Source organism: Paenibacillus sp. RC67, from assembly GCF_030020805.1.
GTDB lineage: Bacteria > Bacillota > Bacilli > Paenibacillales > NBRC-103111 > Paenibacillus_S.
Map to the genome: position 1 here is coordinate 7,693,861 of NZ_CP125098.1, position 21,531 is coordinate 7,715,391.

Sequence of the window (21,531 nt, forward strand, 5' to 3'; positions counted from 1 at the left end):
TTAACGTTTCCTTATGTAAATTGTTCCCTATATTGTAGCATATGACACTTAGGAAAAGCACTGCAGCGGCAAGCGCTAAGCCACCCGACATAATATTCTTTTAGACGCTACGAGACGATTCAATGTTTGAATCCATTCTCTCCGAACAATAAAAAAAGACCTGCACGCCGGTTAATGCTAACCGATCGATACAGGTCTTCATGTCGTTCTATAGTTGAGCATTTAGCTCATCTTGTTTCGGTCTCCTCCGGACTTTCCATAGGAGTCAAGCTTTGCAAAGCCGCCTGGTCTTCAGCCAGGTCTGACTTCGCTTCCTCCACGGCCTGCTGGTTATAGCTCAAGCCTGCCTGATCCACGGCACGTTCCGCCCGCTCTACTGCCGTCTCAGCCTGCTCAATCAATTGCTCGCTCGGGTGGCTTTGCGCTTGCGTCACCGCATGATGCGCTGTATGTACGGAATTTTGCGCTTGGGAGATCGGGTTTTGCGATTGCAGACTGGAATCCTTAGTCATGGTACTGCCTCCTTAAGTCATAGTTTTCATTCCTTGCTTACTATGAGACAAAAGGAGGCATTTTATGCCGAACCCAAACGCTAAAAGACATTGCACCAAGCTACATCGCGGAAGCTCTATCTTCGACGGCTTCAAATTGATGAGAATCATATCCGAACAAATAGGGGTGTGCATGAAAGCGTCCTATTTCGTTAATCCGTTTGGGAAGGGGTGGGTGTGTAGATAGAAGCTCGAACCACGCGACGAAAAAGCCCCGCTCCCTGGCACTCTGCTCCACATACTCGTTAAGATTGACACGAGTGAACAACTGCTTGCCTATAGCCAGCACGGTCAGCGCCCGAACCGCTGCATTCGCATTGCCGGTATAGGCTGTTGCCATACGGTCGCATGTGTATTCGCAGGACCGCGAGTAGGCATTTCCAAGAAAAGGAATCCACATCGCCGGCCATATCAGCATGTGCTTGGTCATATGGTTTCTATGAATATGCGCAAGCTCATGAGCAATGACAAAGGTCAGCTCCTCATCGTTCCCCTGCTCAATCAATTCGAAAATATCGGAATATAAAATCACGAAATTTCGTCCCAAAAACTTTGTCGCGAAGGCATTCAAAATACCGCCGGATTGGACGACAAATACATCTGGAATTTTGGTTATTCCCATCTGGCTGCACAATTGATGCACTCTTTCATGCACAAGGGGGAATTGCCGTTCCGAGAGCTTCACGCCGGAGCTGCGGATGCTCGCGATCATCAATCCATGCAATACGAGCGATATGACGAGGCCTAACAACAAATAAGGAATACCGATAAGGGAACATATCAAGCTGATGTAGATCAACACACTGATGACAAGACATATGACGAATAAAGAAGTTTCATTCTCGTGTACTAAGCGGGGATTCATAACTTTCCAACACTCTCCCTGTTCAAAATAAATCCAGCTGCTTAGGAGCATTCTCCTTCGGCTGCATCCCGAGCAGCTCCATCAATTGTTTGGCATTGCCTGCTGCATCGCCGCCGGAATTGTTATTAAAAATCACGCAAATCTCATCCGTCTTTACCTGCAGTTCTTCGAGCTGATGCTTCCATTCTATGAGCTCCTCACGGGAATAACGGTATAAATAGCGAGCCTCCCGCCAATCGGAGGCTCCTCCCTGATTCCACCCATCCTTGTTGCGTCCATGAAATCTGACCATGGTCATGGAACGAACTGTAGGATGCAGAACCGTAGGGACAGACCCTGCTCCCGCTTGCGGCTCGTCGCAGATGCTATGCATCCAGCCTTCCGTTTCCATAAAGGACAGCGTCTTGTCCTTCATCTCAGGAGTAAACCAGCTTTGGTGGCGGAACTCCAATGCAACCGGGATTTCCCCCATCCGCTGTTTGGTTTCGCGCAGCTTCTGAACATTGGCCCGCGTACAGTCAAACCAAGGCGGATATTGGAACAAGACCGTCTTCAGCTTGCCAGCAGCCTGGACGGGACGAATCGATGCTACAAAAGCCTGGAACATCGCGGCTTCGTCGCTGAATGGGCTTTTCCCCCGCAAATGTCCGGTCATGCCTTGATACGCTTTAATAATGAAGCCGAATTCCTCCGGCGTTTCATTAGCCCATCTCTCATAGGTTGTCTCCGCCTGAACAGCATAGAAAGAGCTATCCACCTCCACAATGGGAAAATGGCGGCTGTACACCTTCAATTTATCTCGGCTCGTGGTTCCCTCCCCATACAGGTCGTCGTGGTCCCCCCAACCGGCAAGTCCAATTTGTATCATAGGCATCTCACCCCATTGCCGTTCCTATTGTATACTGGAATCCATTTCCTTTTCAATTATAAAATTGGAGAAATCAACCTTGCCATCGACTCAGCAGCACGGGTCAGCACCGACCGTTTGTTGTAATTTTCCCATGTAAGCAGCTGGCAGTAACGAATATCCTGCTCGAAAATATGCTCAAGACGGGAAGCTACATTAGGATCGAATAAAAACGCGTTGATCTCAAAATTGAGCTCCAGACTGCGGCGGTCCATATTAGCCGTTCCTACCGATGCCGCCTGTCCGTCGATAACCATCGTCTTTGCATGCAAAAATCCTTTTTCATACAAATAACAGCTTGCCCCCGCACGCAGCAGCTCTACCAGATAAGCATAAGAAGCCAAATGAACGAGGCGATGGTCGCCTTTGAGCGGAATCATGATTCGAACGTCGATTCCAGATAACGTCGCTATTTTTAACGCGCTCAGCACACTATCGTCCGGAATGAAATACGGCGTCTGAATATAAATTCTCTTCTGGGCTTCAAATATAAACTTGATAAAGCCGTTCTTGATCCGCTGCGTCTCTGAGCTCGGGCCGCTGGTGATGATTTGTACAGCCGTTTGGGCCGTATCACGCATAGCTGGGAAGAAAGACGGCTCCGAAATGGAGGCTTCGTTGGAAGCAACTCCCCAATCAAGCAAAAATTGAACCTGTAGCCTGTGAACGGCATCCCCCTGAATCATCAAATGAGTATCACGCCAATATCCGATGTGCCGATCCATCCCCAAATATTCATTTCCAATATTAAATCCGCCTATAAACCCGGTTCGGCCATCGATAACAACGATTTTGCGGTGGTTACGGTAGTTGAGGCGGAAATTCAGGTAAGGAATCTTGGAAGGAAAAAACGGAAGTGCTTGTCCGCCCGCAGCAATCAAAGGTTGAAACATTTTCTTCTTAACACCCAATGAACCAATATGGTCATACAGCAGACGTACCTTTACCCCCTCCTCCGCCTTTCGCGTCAGAGCCTCAATTAGCCTTATTCCGGTCTCGTCATTTCCGATCTTGTAGTAAAGCAGATGAATGTGGCGCTCGGCACGGCTAATTTCATCAAGCAGCGCTTCGAATTTCTCCACACCATCGGTAAACAGCTTGACTTCATTGTTCTGTGTCAGAGGAGAATACCCGCTAATGAGATTCATGTAAATCAACCGCTGATAGTCCCTGACCGAAGGATCGTGAAATGGAAATGTATTATTATGCAAGCTTTGAGCCTGCCCCTTCATTTCCTCCCGGACCCTTCTCTCCAGCCGCGGACGGTTGCGATATACCTTTTGTCTGGCTAAATTTTGGCCGAGAAAAATATATAAAATAAATCCGACTATCGGCAGCAGCAGTAACACCATGAGCCACGCCCAAGTAACCCCGACATTGCGCCTTTCCAAAAAAATAATGGCAGCGGCAAATAACAAATTGATGACGGGAATCCAATCGTTCATTGTCTTCCAAATATTTATAGTCCAAAAATGCATGATTCCCTCACCCCAGGATACAATCCCATCCAACATTTACTATTACCATACACCATCAGTGTAAATATGCAAATCGTTCACATAAAACTAGCTGGACATCCCTTGCAAAATGGCCTTACAGCTCTCCTAGCCTTTCGGTCATGTTTAGAATCTAGCAAAAACGGCAAATCTAGTACTAGCAATCGATTCTATTGTTTTTACTACCCAAAGGAGGAAACAAATCATGTTCCGTAAATGCTTGAGCATTCTTCTGCTTCTCCCTGTGATGTTGCTGCCAAATCTGGCCTTAACCGCCAATGTATATGCCTATCATGTCTTGGACGATTCTTCCGACTTGCTGGAGGCCTACTCCGTCCCATACTTCTATGCTTTAGCGTATGAGCCTCAAGACGAGCCCGCAGCTAAGGAGGCAGCCGCTCCTGAGCCTCTTCTCTATCAAGTAAACTCAGGCGATACCTTGTACAAGATTGCCAGTGTGTTCGGTACTACCGTGGCATCCTTAATGGCTGAAAATAATATTACAGACCCTCGACTGCTCTCCATTGGCCAAAAGCTGCAAATCCCGTCAACCGAGTCGGTTCTTCCGCTGCCCAACGGTCAGCAAAAAGTCATTAAGCAAGTATTGAGCTCTACGTTGACTGCGTATACAGCAGGCAAGGAATCTACAGGCAAGGGACCTTCCAGTGCCGCCTACGGGATCACTTACAGTGGAAGCAAAGCCGAAGAAGGCCGGACTATTGCCGTGGACCCTACTGTCATTCCTATCGGCTCCATGGTCTTCATTGATGGCATCGGTATCCGTACTGCTGAAGATACCGGCTCCGCTGTAAGGGGGGCTAGAATCGATGTGTTCATGGATGATCTCAATCAAGCCGTCAACTTTGGCGTGAAAAAAAATGTGAAGGTTTACGTATTGTCTTAGAGCCGCTCACAGGCTAGTAATCTATTTCAAAACCTGTACTCCTGCTCGATGCAAGCTGTACTCGTACGGAATATACTGCATGGAAAACTCAACGTTCAAGGAGCGTGAGCAGGCATGAGTATACATTCGCTGCGGGGAGCGCTGCCTCCAAGGCTGGATAGCAAGGTAACAATCGGAGAATTTACTTATGGCTACCCGGAAGTCAGGTCATGGGGAGAAAGCAGCATTCTGACCATTGGCAAATTTTGTTCCATCGCCGATAGAGTAACCATCTTCCTCGGGGGAGAGCATCGTCCCGACTGGGTTACTACTTATCCGTTCAACTCCCTTATGCCGGAATTCGCGCACATCCAGGGTCATCCCAAAACAAAAGGGAATGTGATGATCGGCCATGATGTATGGATCGCATCAGGCGCTACCATTCTCTCAGGTGTCCATGTCGGAGATGGAGCCGTTATTGGAGCCGGCGCAATGGTATCCAGGCATGTTCCCCCTTATGCTATCGTCGCCGGTAATCCCGCCAAAATCATCAAGTTCCGTTTCGATGAACCTACCATCCAACGATTGCTCCAAATTCAATGGTGGAATTGGCCGCTGGACCGTATTGAAAGAGCCATCCCCTATCTGCTTTCCAATGATATTAGCCTGTTTCTTGCGTATTGTGATGCGCAAATTATTTGACCAGTGGGTATTGCATAGCAAGGACGCAATACGAAAAATCCCTCCACTTAGGCCCTTTTCGCCTTTTGGAGGGATTTTCAGATAGGCCGTTATAGACCCGCAAGCTGCAGCGTCTTTTCCAACCTCGCTAAGTCAACCACAATATTGTCCGATCCTACCGCCTGCTTCGGGGGCTGCTCTACGTCACAAATCAACTCATAGTAGTCGATCTCCCCATGGCTGCACAGCTTCCAGAAGTACGTATCCACCACGGTGATCGGCGATAGCTCGATCAGCTTGGTTCCGGGCTCACTGAAGACGATATTCGCGCTTCCGCTCCCGAACGGAGCTACGATAACCTGGGCGGAGGAGAAGATGGCGATTTTCTCTTGCGTGGATAGCGGAGTCAGAACAATGACGTGGAAGCCTCTCTTTTTCAACAGCTCGATCACTTGATCCTCATTGACAACGTATCTTTTGGCTGCGTCCTTGCGGGTAATGTAAATGCGGTCGTATCCTTTTACTTTTTGCATAGGATGGTCTTCCTTGAGCCTTGTGCGTATATAATCATAAGCCCATTTCGGGCACTTGCCCAACATCACCGGTACGGAGGGAGCGAGCAGTTGCTTGGCTATCAAATGATAGTCATCACTGTCCACTTCAATCAATTTGTCCATAGGAATCCCCAGCAAGCTTAACGATTCGTATTGATAGGGATGAAACAGCTTTCCTATCAAATATTTGTCTATGGGGATCCCACACTGCTCCAACAGGTGAAAACGCGGTAAAATATCAAAAAACCAGTGACCGTATATATTTTGTGTATAAATGTTTTCTTCAAAAAGATTCCAGCCCCATACGACGGTAGCAATCGTCTCCTCGCTGTACTCAAAAGGCGGAAGCTCCGTAAATGGATATTCATAGGCAAACTCAAGATCATACAGCCGTTTATGGTTAGGAGTCACCACATAACAGTTCCCGGTTACGACGCGTCCATATGGAATAATGGCTACAAAGGCCTCATCAATCTTACATTCGAGGGGCCAGCGCGCAGACTCCAACCCTTTGGGCGTAGGAAGCAGAGACGTCTCCGCTGGATAAACAACCTTATATAAATCATTTAACTCATACAATTCTGAAGTAGCTGCTTCCATTGCCCAATCGACGGTTTTCAAGTAATATTGCTCGGGAATTTTGTACATAAGCCCCACTTCCTTTACAAGCCTTCTTGTTCTATGAATACACGACCGTTTAGACAATACACCTCAATGTGATTACAATAGTTTATGTCAAGCCACGTAACGAAGAAAGGGCAGATGAGCCACTAGGGAAAGCCTGTTTTTCTCCAAACTTGCCAAACTCCCAAAAAAATCATAGTTTTAGAGGCAGACCATTATATTTCAACGCAATTTTGTGTATTATATTAAGATAAACTATTACGTAAGAAAGGTTGATTCTGTTGGAGAACCCGTCTGCATCATCTAATTTTATTAAAAACATCGTTACGGAAGACTTGAAATCCGGCAAAGTCGACTACATTTTAACCCGTTTCCCCCCTGAACCGAATGGTTATTTGCACATTGGACATGCCAAGTCCATCGCTCTTAATTTTGAGCTCGCCGACGAGTTCAAAGGCAAGACCAACCTTCGTTTTGACGACACGAATCCGGTTAAAGAAGATACCGAATACGTCGAGGCCATCAAAGAGGACGTTGCTTGGCTCGGTTTTGAGTGGGACAACTTGTTCTTTGCATCGGATTACTTCGAAGAAATGTACAGCCGCGCGGTGCTGTTGATTAAGAAAGGGCTGGCGTTCGTAGATGACCAATCTGCGGATGAAATCCGTATTACTCGCGGCACCTTGACTCAGCCGGGACAAGATAGCCCCCATCGCGGCAGAACCGTCGAGGAAAATCTCGATTTGTTCGAACGTATGCGTAACAAAGAATTCAAGGATGGCGAAAAGGTGCTGCGCGCCAAAATCGATATGAGCTCGCCGAACATTAATTTGCGCGATCCGGTCATTTATCGTATTGCCCATGCCACTCACCATAAAACGGGTGACAAATGGTGCATCTACCCGATGTACGCCTTCGCCCACCCGCTTGAGGATGCCATTGAAGGAATCACTCATTCGATCTGTACGCTGGAGTTCGAGGATCAGCGCCCATTCTATGACTGGGTTGTATCCGAGTGTGAGATGGAGCACCAGCCGAAGCAGTATGAGTTTGCAAGACTGAACATTACGAACACCGTCATGAGCAAGCGCTTCTTGAAGAAGCTTGTGGATGAGCATATCGTTGACGGATGGGATGATCCGCGGATGCCGACGATCAGCGGCCTGCGCCGCAAAGGCTTTACGCCGGAATCGATCCGCAGCTTCGTTCGTGAAACCGGCGTAGCTAAAAGCTACAGTGTAGCCGATGAGCGGATGCTGGAGCATTTTATCCGCGAAGACTTGAAGCTGAAGGCTCCTCGTACGATGGCTGTGCTGCGTCCGCTGAAGGTCGTAATTACGAACTATCCTGAGGGACAAGTCGAGATGCTGGATGCAGAGATCAATCCGGAAAATCCGGAGATGGGCACACGCCAAATTCCGTTCTCCCGTGAAATTTATATTGAGCAGGACGACTTTATGGAGAACCCGCCGAATAAATATTTCCGCTTGTTCCCTGGCAACGAAGTGCGTCTGAAGAACGCTTATTTCATCAAATGCAATGACTTCGTGAAGGATGCGGACGGCAATGTGGTCGAGATCCATTGTACGTACGACCAAGAAACGAAAAGCGGAAGCGGCTTTACCGGCCGTAAAGTGAAAGGAACGATTCATTGGGTCGATGCAACTCACGCGCTTCCTGCTGAATTTCACTTGTTTGAGCCGTTAATCCTCGATGAGGAAAAAGGCGACAGCGACAATTTCATGGAGCATATCAATCCGAATTCGCTTGAGATTGTTCAAGGCTTTGTAGAGCCAAACATGAAAGATGCAAAGCCTCAGGATAAGTTCCAAATTTTCCGTCACGGCTACTTTAATATTGATCCTAAGCTGACCCAAGACGACAAGCTCGTCTATAACCGGATCGTATCCCTCAAAAGCTCCTTCGAGCTTTAATACGACTACGGCTATCGCGGCAATTGATAACAAGAGGCAGTCCCTTCGCTTATGCGCATGGGGCTGCTTTTTTGTTTTCAGGAGACTTTCAGTCATTGTTCAGTCCCATTTCATAAAGGCGACTTATACTTGCTAACAGGTTAGCAAATTAAATAAAAAGAAAAGGTGAGTCTCTTATGAGGCGTACGCGCCAACTTCATTTATGGATTGGATTGATTTGTTCTATTTTTATTTTGATTGAATCGGTTACCGGATTACTATTATCCGAACGGTGGCTGCTTGGATCGGGTAGTACGGACATGAGGCCTCCACAAGCCATTACACAATCGGCATCTGCGGCCGGACAAGACACGGGACAATCCGATCAAACAGCTAACAATACAGGACGGACATTCACAGCCCGTAACGGTGAATCTGCTTCAGATGGAGCCTCAGCTAATAACAGACAAGCTTTTAAAGACGGAGACAGAGGTGAAGGAAGCGGTGCTACGGGGATTATCAAAGGCCTCCATGAGGGAAGAATCGGTCAAACCAATGTGAAATGGCTTGCCGACTTGACGGCCGTAGGAATGATCGTCCTTACTTCGACCGGTATCATTCTGTCTATCAAATCGCTAAGGGCACAAAGTATCCGCAGAAAAAAACGGCATGTTGAAGCTTAAACTTGTTGGCAACCACGCTGTTTGGCGTGGTTGTTTTGTTTTGACCCCTTCCTTATTTACCATAAATTAACACGTAATTGTTAGTCCATTAACATTCGGTTGATACAATGCGATGGACAAATTAATTAGGTAATCCAAGGAGGGCAAGTATGAAAAAAAGCACAGCATGGCTTTCCGTGATGTTGGCCTTATTCATGAGCGCTTCATCCGCGGTCCAGGCGGCAGCTGCAGACGCACCAAGCGGGACAAAAACGATCACGATTCTACATACGAATGATATTCACAGCCGAGTTGAGGAAAGCAAGGAAAGCATTGGCTATGCGAAGCTGGCAACAATTATTAAACAGCAGAAAGCAGCCAACCCGAATACGCTGGTATTGGACGCCGGAGATACGTTCCACGGTCAGACCATTGCCAATCTGGAGCGCGGTGAGAGCATCGTCAAAATGATGAACAGCATCGGTTTCGATGCCATGGAGCCGGGGAATCACGATTTCAACTACGGCAGTGATCGGCTCGTCGAGCTAAGCGGTAAGGCTCAATTCCCTATTATCTCTGCCAACGTCAAAAAAGCTGACGGCACCCGTCTCCTCAAGCCGTATATCATCAAGGAGGTCGCTGGTGTAAAATTCGGAATATTCGGTCTGACTACGCCGGAAACGGCTTATAAGACTCATCCTAACAATGTCAAAGGCATCACATTTGCCGATCCGGTAACGGAAGCCAAAGCGATGGTCGCGGAGCTTAAGGGCCAGGCCGACGTTATCATTGCCCTAGCGCATTTGGGGATAGATAAATCGAGCATAGATACAAGCATCAAGGTTGCCGAGCAGGTTCCAGGCATTGACGTCATTATCGATGGGCACAGTCACTCTACATTAGAGCAAGGGATGACGGTCGGCAGCGTGCTCATTGCCCAAACCGGAGAGTACAGCAAAAATATCGGCAAAGTGGATTTAACACTGGATGGAACGAAAATCAAAAGCAAATCGGCAAGCCTTATTATGAAGTCAGCAACAGAAAGTATTCAAGCCGATCCTGCCGTGGTTAAGATAGTCAATGATATTAAAAAAAGTCAGGACAGCTTGCTGTCACAGGTCGTAGGATCGACGGCAGAAAAGCTGATCGGTGAGCGCGAAATTGTACGTGTAGGTGAATCCAATCTCGGCCATTTAATCACGGATGCCATGCTGGATGAGACCGGGGCAGACATCGCTTTGACCAACGGAGGCGGAATCCGTGCTTCTATCGAAGCTGGGCCGATCACCAAAGGTCAAGTTATTACGGTGCTCCCTTTCGGCAACTACATCCAAACGAAAAAAGTCAAAGGCTCCGATATCGTCGCCGCTCTGGAGCTGGGAGTATCCTCCTATCCAGAGTCTCTCGGCGGATTCCCGCATGTTGGTGGAATCACTTTCACGCTTGATGCTGGAAAACCATCCGGCAGTCGCGTTAGCGAAGTGAAGGTAAAAGGCCAGCCTATCGATGCAGACAAACTATATGTTCTGGCGACCAATGACTTTATGGCAGCCGGAGGCGATCAATACACCATGTTCAAGGACTACCCGCTAGCCAACGATTTCTCATCACTCGAGGAGTCCGTTATCGCCTACTTGCAGAAAAAAGGTGCTGTGCTGCCAAGCGCAGACAGCCGAATCAAAGTCATAGCTGCTGCTCCAAAGCCTCAAGCTGCACCTTCTGAACCAACACCGGCTCCTGTTGAAGCAAAGGCTGAACAGACCGCTTCTGGATTGTATATTGTGAAAAATGGCGATTCCTTATGGAAAATCGCTCAGCAATATAACACCAGTTGGACGACGCTGCAAGAATGGAACCAGCTCACCAACCCTAACTTGATCTTCCCGGGCCAGAGCCTTATCGTTCCAGCCAGCTAGACGCCCTCTTTAGAAACAACCTTACTCCTGTCCGCAGGAATAAGGTTGTTTCTTTGTTATGGATTGGAATCTGCCCCATTCCGATGTACACTAAATGTTGTACAACAGCTGTCGGTGACAAGCCGGGCTGATCTATTATTAGAACGAGGTATGAGATGGAACAGCACATGTCTTCTTTGCTCGGATTTTGGATGAAACGGGCTTATCGCGATATTTGCAATTACTTGGATAGCCGTCTGGAGCCTTATGGATTGACCAATTCGCAATTGGGTGTATTAATGATGCTTTGGGAGCAAGACGGACTCACACAGACCGATATTCAAAAAATGCTTGGCATCCAGCCGGCTTCTATGACGCATTTGATCAAGGGACTTGAGCATAAACAGCTTGTTACCCGACGGGGAGACCCGAACGATTCCCGGGCGAAACGTTTATATCTCACCGAGCCAGGCCAGGCACTGAAGGAGCCGTGCATGGTGATTGTGCTGGAGGGCGAGGACAAAATGCGCAGCGGCTTTTCATCGGATGAGGTTGTTATTATGAGAGCTTGGATTCAGCGGGTAATGAGCAATTTGAACTCCTAAACAGAAGTTCATTTAATTAGAAACCCATAGACTTGAAACTTTGCTAGTATACTCCGGTGGGATATGCCCCTCCAGCCGCTGTTGAACCCCGTGAATTTGATGAAATTTAACGGTATATTCACGGGGTTCAAAGGCGGACGTAGACTCTTCCAAGGCATACCCCACCTACTTAAATAGCAAATTTCCCGAATAAAGGTTCAATACTATGAACTCCTGCACAGGAGTTTTTTTATTTAGATATAGAAACAAATAAGTTCAAATTGTTCACTTATTTAAACAAGAATAATATGAATAATAAAGGAAAATAACGGGTTAAGTTCTTGATTTTTTCTATTATTCCTATTACAATTTACTTAGATATCTAAGTAAATTACAGGAAAGAGGTTGGTTTCCAATGTCAGATGACGTTTTATATCGTAAATCGTATTTAGCACGTATTACGGAGCTGAGAAAAATGGCCGCACCCGCTGCAGACAGCTATTTTCAATTCGAAAAAGAAGCTTTCGCTTCAGGCCAGATTCCCCGGAAAACGAAGGAGCTGATCGCCATAGCGGCTGCACATATTACGGGCTGCCCTTACTGCATTGACGTCCACGTAGCCAAATACAAAAAGCTTGGCGGTACCATGGAAGAAATCGTGGAAGCCGTCATGGTAGCCTCAGCCGTCAATGCCGGTGCTGCACTGGCGCATTCCGTCAATGCCTTGAACGCTTACGAGCAAAATTAACCCCTCATCTTGCTAATTCCGCTATCTCCCTTAGCCGAACTTTTCCTAGCCTATAATTAAAAGCAGAACAGCCCGGTAAGAAGCGCTAAAGCTTCAGCCGGGCTGTTTTATTGGTAAGCGCTATTGGTAGGCCTGAAGAAATTCTTTTCCATAAAAGGGCTAGTGCTGTCCCGTTTGCTTATTCATCATTTTTGTTCAATGAACGCAGCGCCTCGCGAAACTGATTGTCTTTACTTGTTTTAGAGCTTGTATCCTCTTTATCCTCCTGGGTCTCTTCACTGTTCTCAAAGCTTCTGAGAGCCTGCCGATAATCGTGGTCACCGCGACTGCTTTCTCTTCTGATCTTAGGAGGCTCAGGCGGATCGGGCTCGATAGCTGAAGGCACTTCCTTGGCCCGCTCTGGTACAGCAGCGACCGGAGGAGGGGTTGCAGGCACAGGCTGAGGAGGAGCAACTTCCTTTCGTACCGCCGGCTCGGACGGCGCTTCCGGAATCCGTTCTTGTGCTGGAGAGGAGAGTTCGCTCTCTCTTTTTTTACGGTTGGACTCCACCTTCAAATTATAAACGATAAGAAACACAAGCCCGACAACGGCAATAATACCAAAAATGATATATTGCATATGGCTACACCCTGTCGTGCTTCATTTTTCCAGTTATAGTAGCGACTCGTTTGCCTAAAGCTCGTCCTAGAGCGAGATCTCTCTCTGAAGGCAAATTCGGCGGATCGTCACGCGATGCTTCTACAGGGCAGGTAACACCAACTCCGTAATACGAGCCGTACAATGCATTCTCGGGAATGTTGCCGGGCAATCCCACTATGATCATCCCTTGATGCAGCATCGGTGTAATCAAGTTCAGCATAGTAGCCTCAATCCCGCCGTGGACGGTCGCTGTAGTGCAAAATACAGCACCGATTTTATCCATCAGCTTCCCTTTGGCCCATAAGTAGCCTAATTGGTCGATCCAGGTTTTCATTCCGGCGCTGATGGTTCCAAAATGGCCCGGACACCCCCATATAATAGCATCCATATCGACCAATTCGCTCGTATCCGCCTCACTGACATGGCGCAGCTTCACCGTTGACTGTGGGTGACTGTTAGCCCCCTCATAGATAGAGCGTGCCAACGCCTCTGTATGTCCGTTCTCGCTATCGTAAACCACTAAGATTTTCATGGTAAGTTCTATCCTCCCTATCCTAGGCTTCTCCATTCAATTTTCCCCACGAAACATGAAAGTATGAGCCTTAAATAATTTCCAACAGCTAGCGATTGCATAAATAAGGAACCCTCAGGGGAAAATGTGTACAGAAAATTGGATGCATGGAGGAATGAAAGATGAGTAAAGTAATTTTGATCAATATTTTGGTCTTGATCCTCATATTGGGCGGGGCCGGAGCAGCTATCTACTACTACAACCGCTCCATCAACTACGTAACAACAGATAATGCGAAGTTCGAGGGTCAATCTGTAACGATAGCAGCCGTCGCTTCCGGACAATTAACGGAATGGAACGGACAAGTTGGCAAGGCCTACCGCTCTGGCGATCGGGTGGGCAGCATACAACCGCCATCAGGTACTGCTAAGGTAGATTTGAATGTACCGATTGATGCTACGATTGTTCAACAAACCGCCATTCCCAACTCTTTCGTCTCTGCTGGTTCTCCCTTGGCCCGTGGGTTCGATCTCAATCATTTATGGGTAACCGCGAATATTGAAGAAACCAAAATTAACAACATTAAAGCGGGACAAACCGTGGACGTGTATACGGATGCTTTTCCCGGCACAACGATTACAGGACATGTAGACAAAGTAGGTCTGGCGACAGCAAGTTCTTTTTCACTGCTGCCCTCCTCTAACAGCAATGCAAACTATACGAAAGTAACTCAAGTTATTCCCGTTACTATCACATTGGACAGCTATAACGGTCTGGCCATCGTTCCAGGAATGAACGTATCCGTACGAATTCATATTTAGCAGGGGGCCGTTATGGAAAACATTTCGATTGGCCGCACGCTAACCGTGTTAATGGCCGGGGCTTTCGTAGCCATCTTGAACCAAACGCTCATCAGTGTGGCAATCCCTCATATGATGAACGATTTCAATGTCTCGGCTACAACGATACAATGGTTGACCACCGCCTATATGCTGGTTAACGGAGTGCTTATACCGATCACGGCTTACTTGATCGAGACGTACGGAACACGTGCGTTGTTTCTTTTCGCCATGGTTGCCTTTACGGTAGGGGCTTTAATCTGTGCTATATCGCCCAATTTCACCATTATTCTCATTGGACGTATTATTCAGGCGACAGGAGCCGGAGTGCTGATGCCTCTGATCACTAACGTATTCCTAGCCGTCTTCCCTCCTGAGAAAAGGGGAGCAGCCATGGGTACCATGGGGATTGTAATGATTTTTGCTCCGGCGATAGGGCCGACCTTAGCGGGATGGGTGGTTCAGAACTACACTTGGCGCATTTTGTTCTATGCGATGATTCCATTAGGTATTCTCGACATCTTGTTGGCACTCAAATGGCTCAAGAATGTGACCAAGCTCTCCTATCCCCGTTTCGACACCGCTGGAGCGATTTATTCCACTATCGGCTTCGGGGCTTTACTGTACGGCTTCAGCGAAGCCGGCAGCAAAGGATGGACCAGCCTGCTTGTCTTAGCGAGTTTTTTTATCGGTGTTATTTTCCTGCTCCTATTCATTTGGCGCGAAATCACAGCCGATACACCTTTACTTGATTTGCGCGTATTCAAATACGATGTATTCACCATGAGCACGATCATAGGCGCGGCCGTTAATATGGCTATGCTAGGAGCGATGATTCTCCTTCCGATCTATCTGCAAAATATTCGCGGTTTTACACCGCTGCAGTCAGGGCTTTTGCTGCTTCCGGGCGCTTTGATCATGGGAGTCATGTCCCCTATTTCCGGTGCTCTGTTCGACCGTATGGGAGCCCGCCCGTTGGCCATTGTCGGTTTGATCATTACCGCAATCACGACGCTCGAATTCAGCAAGCTGACGGATACATCGACCTACAATCACATCATGCTGCTTTACACGATTCGCATGTTCGGAATGTCGATGATTATGATGACTGTGCAGACCGCTGGATTAAACCAGCTGCCAAGGCAGCTAGGCAGCCATGGAACCGCCATGTCTAACACGACAAGACAAGTCGCAGGCTCCATCGGCACCGCTCTTTTAGTTACCGTCATGTCGAGCCGAACCACGGTTCATTTGGGCAATTATTCAAATGAGATCACAACGAGCAATCCCATTTTGACGGAAAATATTAATCAGTTCGGCCAGCAGCTCGCTCTAGCTTCAGGTCAAGCCGTGGAAACCGGCAGCAGCTTAGCGATCCAGACGATCTACTCTCTGGCAGCGACTCACTCGACCATTAGTGGGATTAATGACTCATTTCTGGTTGCGACTCTGATTACCGTCATTGCCTTGTTCTTCTCTCTGTTCCTTCGCAGAGCGAAGCATCCGGGAGTACCTCAGAAATAGTCCATGCTTTGCAAATCACCGCCCGATTCGCTAAGATGATAGCAACAGCATGCACATTAAGGTGAAAAATGGGGATGGAATCATGGAGATCGGAGCGACGATTCGGGCGATACGTAAAAAGAGAGGCATTACGATCGGGCAATTGTGCGAAGCGACGGGACTCTCGCAAGGATTCATGAGCCTGGTGGAGAATAATAAGACCTCTCCTTCGTTAGCAACCCTTGAATCTATCGCCGGCGTACTGAAAGTACCATTGGCGTTCCTACTGCTGAAGCAGGAAGAACGGATGAAAGTCGTTCGAAAAGAGGAACGCACCTTCAGCTTCTACAAAGATCAATTGAAGGTGGAGCATTTGGGAGAGGAAGGCGGTCTGCGGCTTATCCTCATAGAGGTTCCACCGGGGCTTCCTAGAACTGAGGAAACAAGCGTTCACGAAGGGGTAGAATGTCACCTTATATTAAAAGGCACTCTCCTCGTAACTCAGGGTGAGGATGAATTTATTTTGAGCGAAGGAGATACCTTCACCTGGCAAGCCTGCGTACCGCATAAAGTATCCAACATCGGGGACGATCAGGCCGTTATCTTGATAGCCAGCTACAACGAGAGCAGAGCGGGACGCTCCTGATTGCAGCAAGCGCACCTGAAAAAGTAAAATAAGCCACGACTTCCCTATGAGGAATGCGGTGGCTTTTTGCTGGCTAGGAGCCGCAATCGAATTGCTTGCGATATTCCGTTGGCGTAAGGGTAGATTTCTTGCGGAAAACCTGGGTGAAATGCCGCATATCCTGATAGCCGACCCGCTCAGCCACATCGGCGATTTTCAAATAAGGGTCCTGCAGCAGCTCCTTCGCCCGTTCTATGCGCAGCTGGATCACATATTCCTTGTAGCCCTGACCCGTCTTTTGCTTGAACAGCTGGCTGAAATATACGGGATTTAGAAATACGACCGAGGCTACTTTCTCCAAAGAAAGATCCGCATCGTAATGTGTCCGGATATACTGCAAAGCGACGTCGATAGAGCTTTCGCCGCCCTTCTCGACCGGCTTTGCCGCTGGAACGGCACCGAACTGCTTGAGCCTCTTAACCTCTTCGGGAATTCGCCCGAAATCACTCAATAAACCACTCATCGGTAGATGAAAAGGGATCTTCAAGCATTGATGAAGATGACTCTTCAGCTCTGCCGTGAACGTCTCTACCCCTGCCCCTTCGCGCAGCGTCACCAAGCCGAGCAGGCTGTGGCTGTCCAGACTGATGACGAAGCCATGCCCCTGCTTATCGATTAGTTCGGACAGAACATTATCTACGATGAAATGTTCCAGGTGGATTCGATTGGCGCTCTCCAAACGAACCATGGCCAAGTAAAACTGCGGATGCCGTTCCGTAAGGTCGGTCATATCGAAACGGCCGATATCGAGGCCTGATGCCCAGCGCTGGAAGACCGCCTCGCGCAAATATTTCAAATTCGATTTCAGAAGCTGAGTTTCCCTTGTTAGGCGGCTGTCCCGCTTCAATTCAGCTTCCAATGATGCTATGAGTCCTATCAGCTTCTCCTTGCCTATAGGCTTGATCAAGTAATCCCGCGCTCCAAGCCTCATCGCTTCTTGAGCATAAGCAAATTCGGAATAGGCAGAGATGACGATCCATTTGACATGAGGATGCCTGCGGCGGGACAGCTTCATTAATTCCAGTCCGGTCATGCCAGGCATCAAAATATCGGTAAATACCGTATCCACATGCTCACTCCGCAGCACCTCAATGGCTTCCCCAGGAGAAGCCGCCAAAAAGACACGACATTCAGGATAACCGGCTTGAATAGCTCGCCTAACCCCTTCACGAATGATTTTCTCATCATCGACGACCAGAATATTCATGCAAGCTGCCCCTTTCTGCTTCCATACGCCTCACTAAAGGAATCGTAATCGTAATCGTTGTCCCCTGCCCTTCCCGGCTTTGGACAGCTAAACCATAGGGCTCACCGAACATGAGCTGCAGGCGCTGATGCACATTATACAGCCCGATGCCCTGACGGATCTTTACAGCCGTCCCATCGGTATGTGCTGTATTAGTTGGAGCATTGAGCTTCTGCTGCTCATGTTCTCCATTCGGCAAGCTTTCCCCTAGCGAGCCGTTGAGCCGTTCTAGAGCAGCGGCATCCATACCTGGGCCATTGTCTTCAATGTACAAACGCAGAACCGAATCCGTAGACTCTCCATAAACCCGCAGTACGCCTGCTTCATGCATGGGCTCCAACCCATGCTTCACCGCATTCTCGATGATGGGCTGCAGCGTCATTTTGGGCAGCCGTATGGACTGCCAGCTCTCGGTTATCTGGATATTCGTACGCAGTCTGCCCTCGAGCCGTGTCTCGATGATCGTTAAGTAATGACCGATCTGCTCCAGCTCCTCGCCTAAGGTCACAACCGAATCCTCTTCCCAATGGCTGCTGTAGCGGAACATATGGGATAAGGATAAAACAACCCTTCCCAGCCTGTCATTCTCCTTCTCGTCAAGCATCCAGTAGATCATATCCAGAGTGTTATACAAGAAATGAGGATTGACCTGAGACTGCAGCGCGAGCAGCTGTGCATTTTTTTCACTTTCAGACACCGCTCTGATGCGGCCAATCAGCTCTTCCATTCGACCAACCATTTGATTGAACGATGCGACTAATATATTGATTTCTTCATAAGAATTTACGTTGAGAACTCCGTGGAAATTACCTCTTTCTACCTGCTTCATTTGATGAATGAGCCGCTTCATGGGGGAAGCAAACGATTTGGAAACGAGTGTGGCCATAATCGTCGCTACGACAACAAGAATGGACCCGACGAGCAGCAAATAATGCTTCATTTGATCAAGCTCTACGTTCAAATCTTTTGAAGGAGTCAGGCTGACGAACTGCCAATCGGCCAACGCCGGTCTGGATGCGACCACAAGAATGCCCGATTGCTCCGTCACCAGCACTTCATGCTCTTGGAGCTGATGGGCGCCAAGTGATTTGAGCAGCTTGGAATCCGTCTCCGTCGTACCGCTCGAGCCCATCACTTTGCCATCCTTGGAGAGCATATATACCTCACTATGCGCGCCGAGACTCAAATTGGACAGTGCGGAAACAACCTGCTTCGGAGTCATTTCTACAAAGAGCACCCCAATAGGCTGATGAGTATGAAAATCATACAGATGTCTACCAAAGGCAAATACCGGCCGTTTCTCATTCTGATCAATCATCGAGTGATCCTTCACGCCGAACCAGACCAACTCGCCAGTTGAGGCTTCGATCTCCTTATACCAAGACGCCGCGGCAAAATTCGGATCGATCACACTCATCATACTGCCGTAGCTGTATACCGCTCCGCCGTTGGAAATGACGTGGATACCGAGAATATCCTCCCGCGAATTGTAAAAGCCACCCAGAATATTGACGATAGTTCTTTCATTAATCGCCTTTAGAGCGGGGTCTTTATGACTGTCGTCCACCATCAGCCGCTGCATATCCAAATTGCCTGCAATGGATTTGGACATGGTATTGTACCCTTGCAGCAGCAAATCGAACAACTCAACCGTCTGGTATACGTTCTTTTGTGCGATATCGCTGAATTTCTGATGAAATTGGTCTGTCCAACGTTTGTAGTACAATCCGCTCACGACCAGGAGCAGGCTAAGCATACAAATGAGAAAAAGGAAAAATAACCGATTGTGGATCGAATGAAGCCCTCGCCGCACGAATGTAGTCCCCTTTCACATAACCTGCCTGCTTTAACTATACAACATCGCCCGGATTTTGAGCAGATCCTCCCGCTGAACCACACCGAAAAAGGGTGCAAGCTTATCCTTTGACCGCTCCGGCCACCATGCCTTTCGTAATTTTCTCCGACAGAACGAAGTAGATGATAATCACCGGTATAGCTCCCATGACAAGAAAAGCACCTATTGCACCGTAGTTGACGGAGTATTGGCTGACAAAGCTGTTCACACCGAAGGGTAAGGTTTTAAGGCTCTGGGACGAAATAAACGTTGCTGCCATAATATACTCATTCCACACGGAAATAAATGTTAAAATACATACCGTCATAATCGGGGGAACGGAAATCGGCAGAATAATGCTGCGGAACATCCGAATAACGCTTGCTCCGTCCATAATAGCGGACTCTTCAATTTCTACTGGCAGCGAACGCATAAATCCTGATAGCACAAATACGGCAATCGGCGTTGAAAAGGAAATGTAGGGCAAAATCAAAGCCAGGTATGTGTTCAAAATTCCTAAGTGCTTGAAAATAATCATATTGGGCAGCAGCGTCGCTTGCAGAGGGATCATAATCCCGACTAGAAACACAAGCATAACCGCATTGCCATAACGAAATTTGAATCGCGTTATCCCATAGGCAACCATCGAGCAAAGCATAATGACTACAAGCATGGTTACCGTCGTCACGAAAAAGCTGTTGAACAAATACCTCAAATAAGTCCCGGATACGTAAGCATCCTTATAATTGTGCCACTGGGGCGATTGTGGGAGTGAGAAGAAGCTGCCGCTTAATATTTCTTCATTTGTCTTCAGCGAATACAGCAGCAGCCAGACGAGCGGGTAAATTTGTGTAACGAACAGTACGGACAGAAGTACCATAACGATACCTTTTCCCACCGAAAACTTACTGCGGCGAGCTTTCACGGTACTCGGAACGATGACTCTACCGGATATGGAGCTCATGGTCGGCTCTCCTCTCGTTAATTATATTTGTTCTCCAACCAACGGAAAATGACGTTCAACAGCACAGTCACGATCAGACACTCGATAACAAGAAAGGTCGCCAGTGCGCTTCCATAACCATATTTCATCGATAAAAAGGACATATTATACATATGAGTGGAGATCACATCCGTCGCATGGGCGGGGCCTCCCCCGGTCATAACCATAATCATGTCAAACGCCTGCAACGACCCGATAACCGATAACACAATAGATATTTTAAAAATTGGCAGCACCAGCGGAAGCGTAATGTAGCGGTCGGCAGTTAAGCCTTCTGCACCATCGATACGTGCCGCTTCATAAATATCCGCCGGAATGTTCTGTATACCGGTGAACTGAATGAGCACATGATACCCCAGATACTGCCACAGCGCTACGAAGAACAAGGAGAAAATCGCAACCTTGGGGTCAGACAGCCACACTCGAGTCCAATGATCAAGACCGGCAGCTATGAGCAGTTGATTCAGCATACCGCCCAGCGATGCGGGATTGTAGATCGTTTTCCACAGCTGTCCGATAACGACAACCGACAGAATGACAGGTAAAAAGTAGCTGGATACCCAAAAGTTCGGCTTGCGGACGAACCGGCTGATCAGTATTGCTACGAATAACGCTATCGGAATTTCTGCCATCGAGAACAAGGCGAACAGCAGCGTTCTCCCGACGGAAGGCCAAAAGACCGGATCCTGCGTAAAAATAGTCTTGAAGTTATCCAGTCCGATAAACTTCGACGTGCCTATCCCGTTCCAATCCAGCATGGCACTGTAAAAGGAAACAAGAATCGGAATAAATACAAGGGCTATATATAACAGTAAACAAGGGAGCACGAACAAAGCGATCATCCGTTTCGGAACCCTTAACACGTTCATCTGTAACAGCCTCCTCTCAAGTTGTTCTTACAACAAAG

At 47.9% G+C, this 21,531-nt stretch carries 21 protein-coding genes; 10 read left to right on the forward strand and 11 right to left on the reverse strand.

Features of this window, described 5'->3' with window-relative positions; translation table 11 throughout:
* Nucleotides 1–227: 227 nt before the first annotated feature.
* From QMA13_RS35010 to cls, 4 genes are all read right to left on the reverse strand, one after another.
* The gene (locus tag QMA13_RS35010; RefSeq protein ID WP_282938335.1) at nucleotides 228–512 is read right to left on the reverse strand and encodes a hypothetical protein; all 285 of its coding nucleotides are present in this window, start codon (nucleotides 510–512) and stop codon (nucleotides 228–230) included.
* 100 nt (nucleotides 513–612) lie between these two features.
* Complete coding sequence (locus tag QMA13_RS35015) at nucleotides 613–1,416, reverse strand: M48 family metallopeptidase (protein ID WP_282938336.1); 804 nt, start codon at nucleotides 1,414–1,416, stop codon at nucleotides 613–615.
* 22 nt (nucleotides 1,417–1,438) lie between these two features.
* Nucleotides 1,439–2,284, reverse strand: coding sequence for a DUF72 domain-containing protein (locus QMA13_RS35020; RefSeq protein WP_282938337.1), 846 nt, complete (start codon nucleotides 2,282–2,284; stop codon nucleotides 1,439–1,441).
* Between the two features lie 56 nt (nucleotides 2,285–2,340).
* Nucleotides 2,341–3,768: a cardiolipin synthase gene (cls, locus tag QMA13_RS35025; RefSeq protein WP_282938338.1), complete on the reverse strand. Its 1,428-nt coding sequence runs from the start codon at nucleotides 3,766–3,768 to the stop codon at nucleotides 2,341–2,343.
* 256 nt (nucleotides 3,769–4,024) lie between these two features.
* Between cls and QMA13_RS35030 the strand changes: the two genes are divergently transcribed.
* Together QMA13_RS35030 and QMA13_RS35035 are read left to right on the forward strand one after the other, a co-directional pair.
* A complete protein-coding gene (locus QMA13_RS35030) occupies nucleotides 4,025–4,723 on the forward strand; it encodes a 3D domain-containing protein (protein WP_282938339.1) in 699 nt (232 codons plus the stop codon).
* Between the two features lie 114 nt (nucleotides 4,724–4,837).
* Entirely contained in the window at nucleotides 4,838–5,404 is a 567-nt protein-coding gene (locus QMA13_RS35035) for a CatB-related O-acetyltransferase (protein ID WP_282938340.1), read from the forward strand.
* 89 nt (nucleotides 5,405–5,493) lie between these two features.
* On the opposite strand, the gene QMA13_RS35040 is transcribed toward QMA13_RS35035, so the two are convergent.
* Nucleotides 5,494–6,585 carry a glycosyltransferase family 61 protein gene (locus tag QMA13_RS35040; protein WP_282938342.1) on the reverse strand — a complete coding sequence of 364 codons (1,092 nt, stop codon included), beginning with the start codon at nucleotides 6,583–6,585 and terminating at the stop codon, nucleotides 5,494–5,496.
* Between the two features lie 257 nt (nucleotides 6,586–6,842).
* On the opposite strand from QMA13_RS35040, the gene QMA13_RS35045 reads away from it, so the two are divergent.
* From QMA13_RS35045 to QMA13_RS35065, 5 genes are all read left to right on the forward strand, one after another.
* Complete coding sequence (locus tag QMA13_RS35045) at nucleotides 6,843–8,495, forward strand: glutamine--tRNA ligase/YqeY domain fusion protein (protein WP_282938344.1); 1,653 nt, start codon at nucleotides 6,843–6,845, stop codon at nucleotides 8,493–8,495.
* A 176-nt stretch (nucleotides 8,496–8,671) separates the two neighbouring features.
* Entirely contained in the window at nucleotides 8,672–9,157 is a 486-nt protein-coding gene (locus tag QMA13_RS35050; RefSeq protein ID WP_481858078.1) for a PepSY-associated TM helix domain-containing protein, read from the forward strand.
* A gap of 149 nt (nucleotides 9,158–9,306) precedes the next feature.
* Nucleotides 9,307–11,052, forward strand: a complete 1,746-nt coding sequence (locus QMA13_RS35055; protein WP_282938346.1) for a 5'-nucleotidase C-terminal domain-containing protein — start codon at nucleotides 9,307–9,309, stop codon at nucleotides 11,050–11,052.
* 155 nt (nucleotides 11,053–11,207) lie between these two features.
* Nucleotides 11,208–11,636: a MarR family winged helix-turn-helix transcriptional regulator gene (locus QMA13_RS35060; RefSeq protein WP_282938348.1), complete on the forward strand. Its 429-nt coding sequence runs from the start codon at nucleotides 11,208–11,210 to the stop codon at nucleotides 11,634–11,636.
* A 394-nt stretch (nucleotides 11,637–12,030) separates the two neighbouring features.
* Nucleotides 12,031–12,363: a carboxymuconolactone decarboxylase family protein gene (locus QMA13_RS35065; RefSeq protein ID WP_282938349.1), complete on the forward strand. Its 333-nt coding sequence runs from the start codon at nucleotides 12,031–12,033 to the stop codon at nucleotides 12,361–12,363.
* Nucleotides 12,364–12,541: 178 nt separating this feature from the next.
* Here the strand turns inward: QMA13_RS35065 and QMA13_RS35070 are convergent, their stop codons facing one another.
* Nucleotides 12,542–12,982, reverse strand: a complete 441-nt coding sequence (locus QMA13_RS35070) for a hypothetical protein (protein ID WP_282938350.1) — start codon at nucleotides 12,980–12,982, stop codon at nucleotides 12,542–12,544.
* Nucleotides 12,983–12,986: 4 nt separating this feature from the next.
* Nucleotides 12,987–13,535 carry an NAD(P)H-dependent oxidoreductase gene (locus tag QMA13_RS35075; protein ID WP_282938351.1) on the reverse strand — a complete coding sequence of 183 codons (549 nt, stop codon included), beginning with the start codon at nucleotides 13,533–13,535 and terminating at the stop codon, nucleotides 12,987–12,989.
* 161 nt (nucleotides 13,536–13,696) lie between these two features.
* Here QMA13_RS35075 and QMA13_RS35080 point away from each other — a divergent pair, with 161 nt between their 5' ends.
* From QMA13_RS35080 to QMA13_RS35090, 3 genes are all read left to right on the forward strand, one after another.
* Nucleotides 13,697–14,335, forward strand: a complete 639-nt coding sequence (locus QMA13_RS35080; protein ID WP_282938353.1) for an HlyD family secretion protein — start codon at nucleotides 13,697–13,699, stop codon at nucleotides 14,333–14,335.
* Between the two features lie 12 nt (nucleotides 14,336–14,347).
* Nucleotides 14,348–15,877 carry a DHA2 family efflux MFS transporter permease subunit gene (locus tag QMA13_RS35085; protein WP_282938355.1) on the forward strand — a complete coding sequence of 510 codons (1,530 nt, stop codon included), beginning with the start codon at nucleotides 14,348–14,350 and terminating at the stop codon, nucleotides 15,875–15,877.
* An 82-nt stretch (nucleotides 15,878–15,959) separates the two neighbouring features.
* The gene (locus QMA13_RS35090; protein WP_282938357.1) at nucleotides 15,960–16,502 is read left to right on the forward strand and encodes a helix-turn-helix domain-containing protein; all 543 of its coding nucleotides are present in this window, start codon (nucleotides 15,960–15,962) and stop codon (nucleotides 16,500–16,502) included.
* Between the two features lie 73 nt (nucleotides 16,503–16,575).
* Here QMA13_RS35090 and QMA13_RS35095 read toward each other — a convergent pair whose 3' ends face one another.
* The 4 genes from QMA13_RS35095 to QMA13_RS35110 form a co-directional block, all read right to left on the reverse strand.
* Entirely contained in the window at nucleotides 16,576–17,748 is a 1,173-nt protein-coding gene (locus tag QMA13_RS35095; protein WP_282938359.1) for a response regulator transcription factor, read from the reverse strand.
* Complete coding sequence (locus tag QMA13_RS35100) at nucleotides 17,726–19,600, reverse strand: cache domain-containing sensor histidine kinase (protein ID WP_282938361.1); 1,875 nt, start codon at nucleotides 19,598–19,600, stop codon at nucleotides 17,726–17,728. The genes QMA13_RS35095 and QMA13_RS35100 overlap by 23 nt, the downstream gene beginning before the upstream one ends.
* A 103-nt stretch (nucleotides 19,601–19,703) precedes the next feature.
* Nucleotides 19,704–20,501 (reverse strand): carbohydrate ABC transporter permease, encoded by a 798-nt coding sequence (locus tag QMA13_RS35105; RefSeq protein ID WP_282943691.1) that lies wholly within the window; start codon nucleotides 20,499–20,501, stop codon nucleotides 19,704–19,706.
* 101 nt (nucleotides 20,502–20,602) lie between these two features.
* Nucleotides 20,603–21,493: a carbohydrate ABC transporter permease gene (locus QMA13_RS35110; RefSeq protein ID WP_282938362.1), complete on the reverse strand. Its 891-nt coding sequence runs from the start codon at nucleotides 21,491–21,493 to the stop codon at nucleotides 20,603–20,605.
* Nucleotides 21,494–21,531 lie beyond the last annotated feature (38 nt).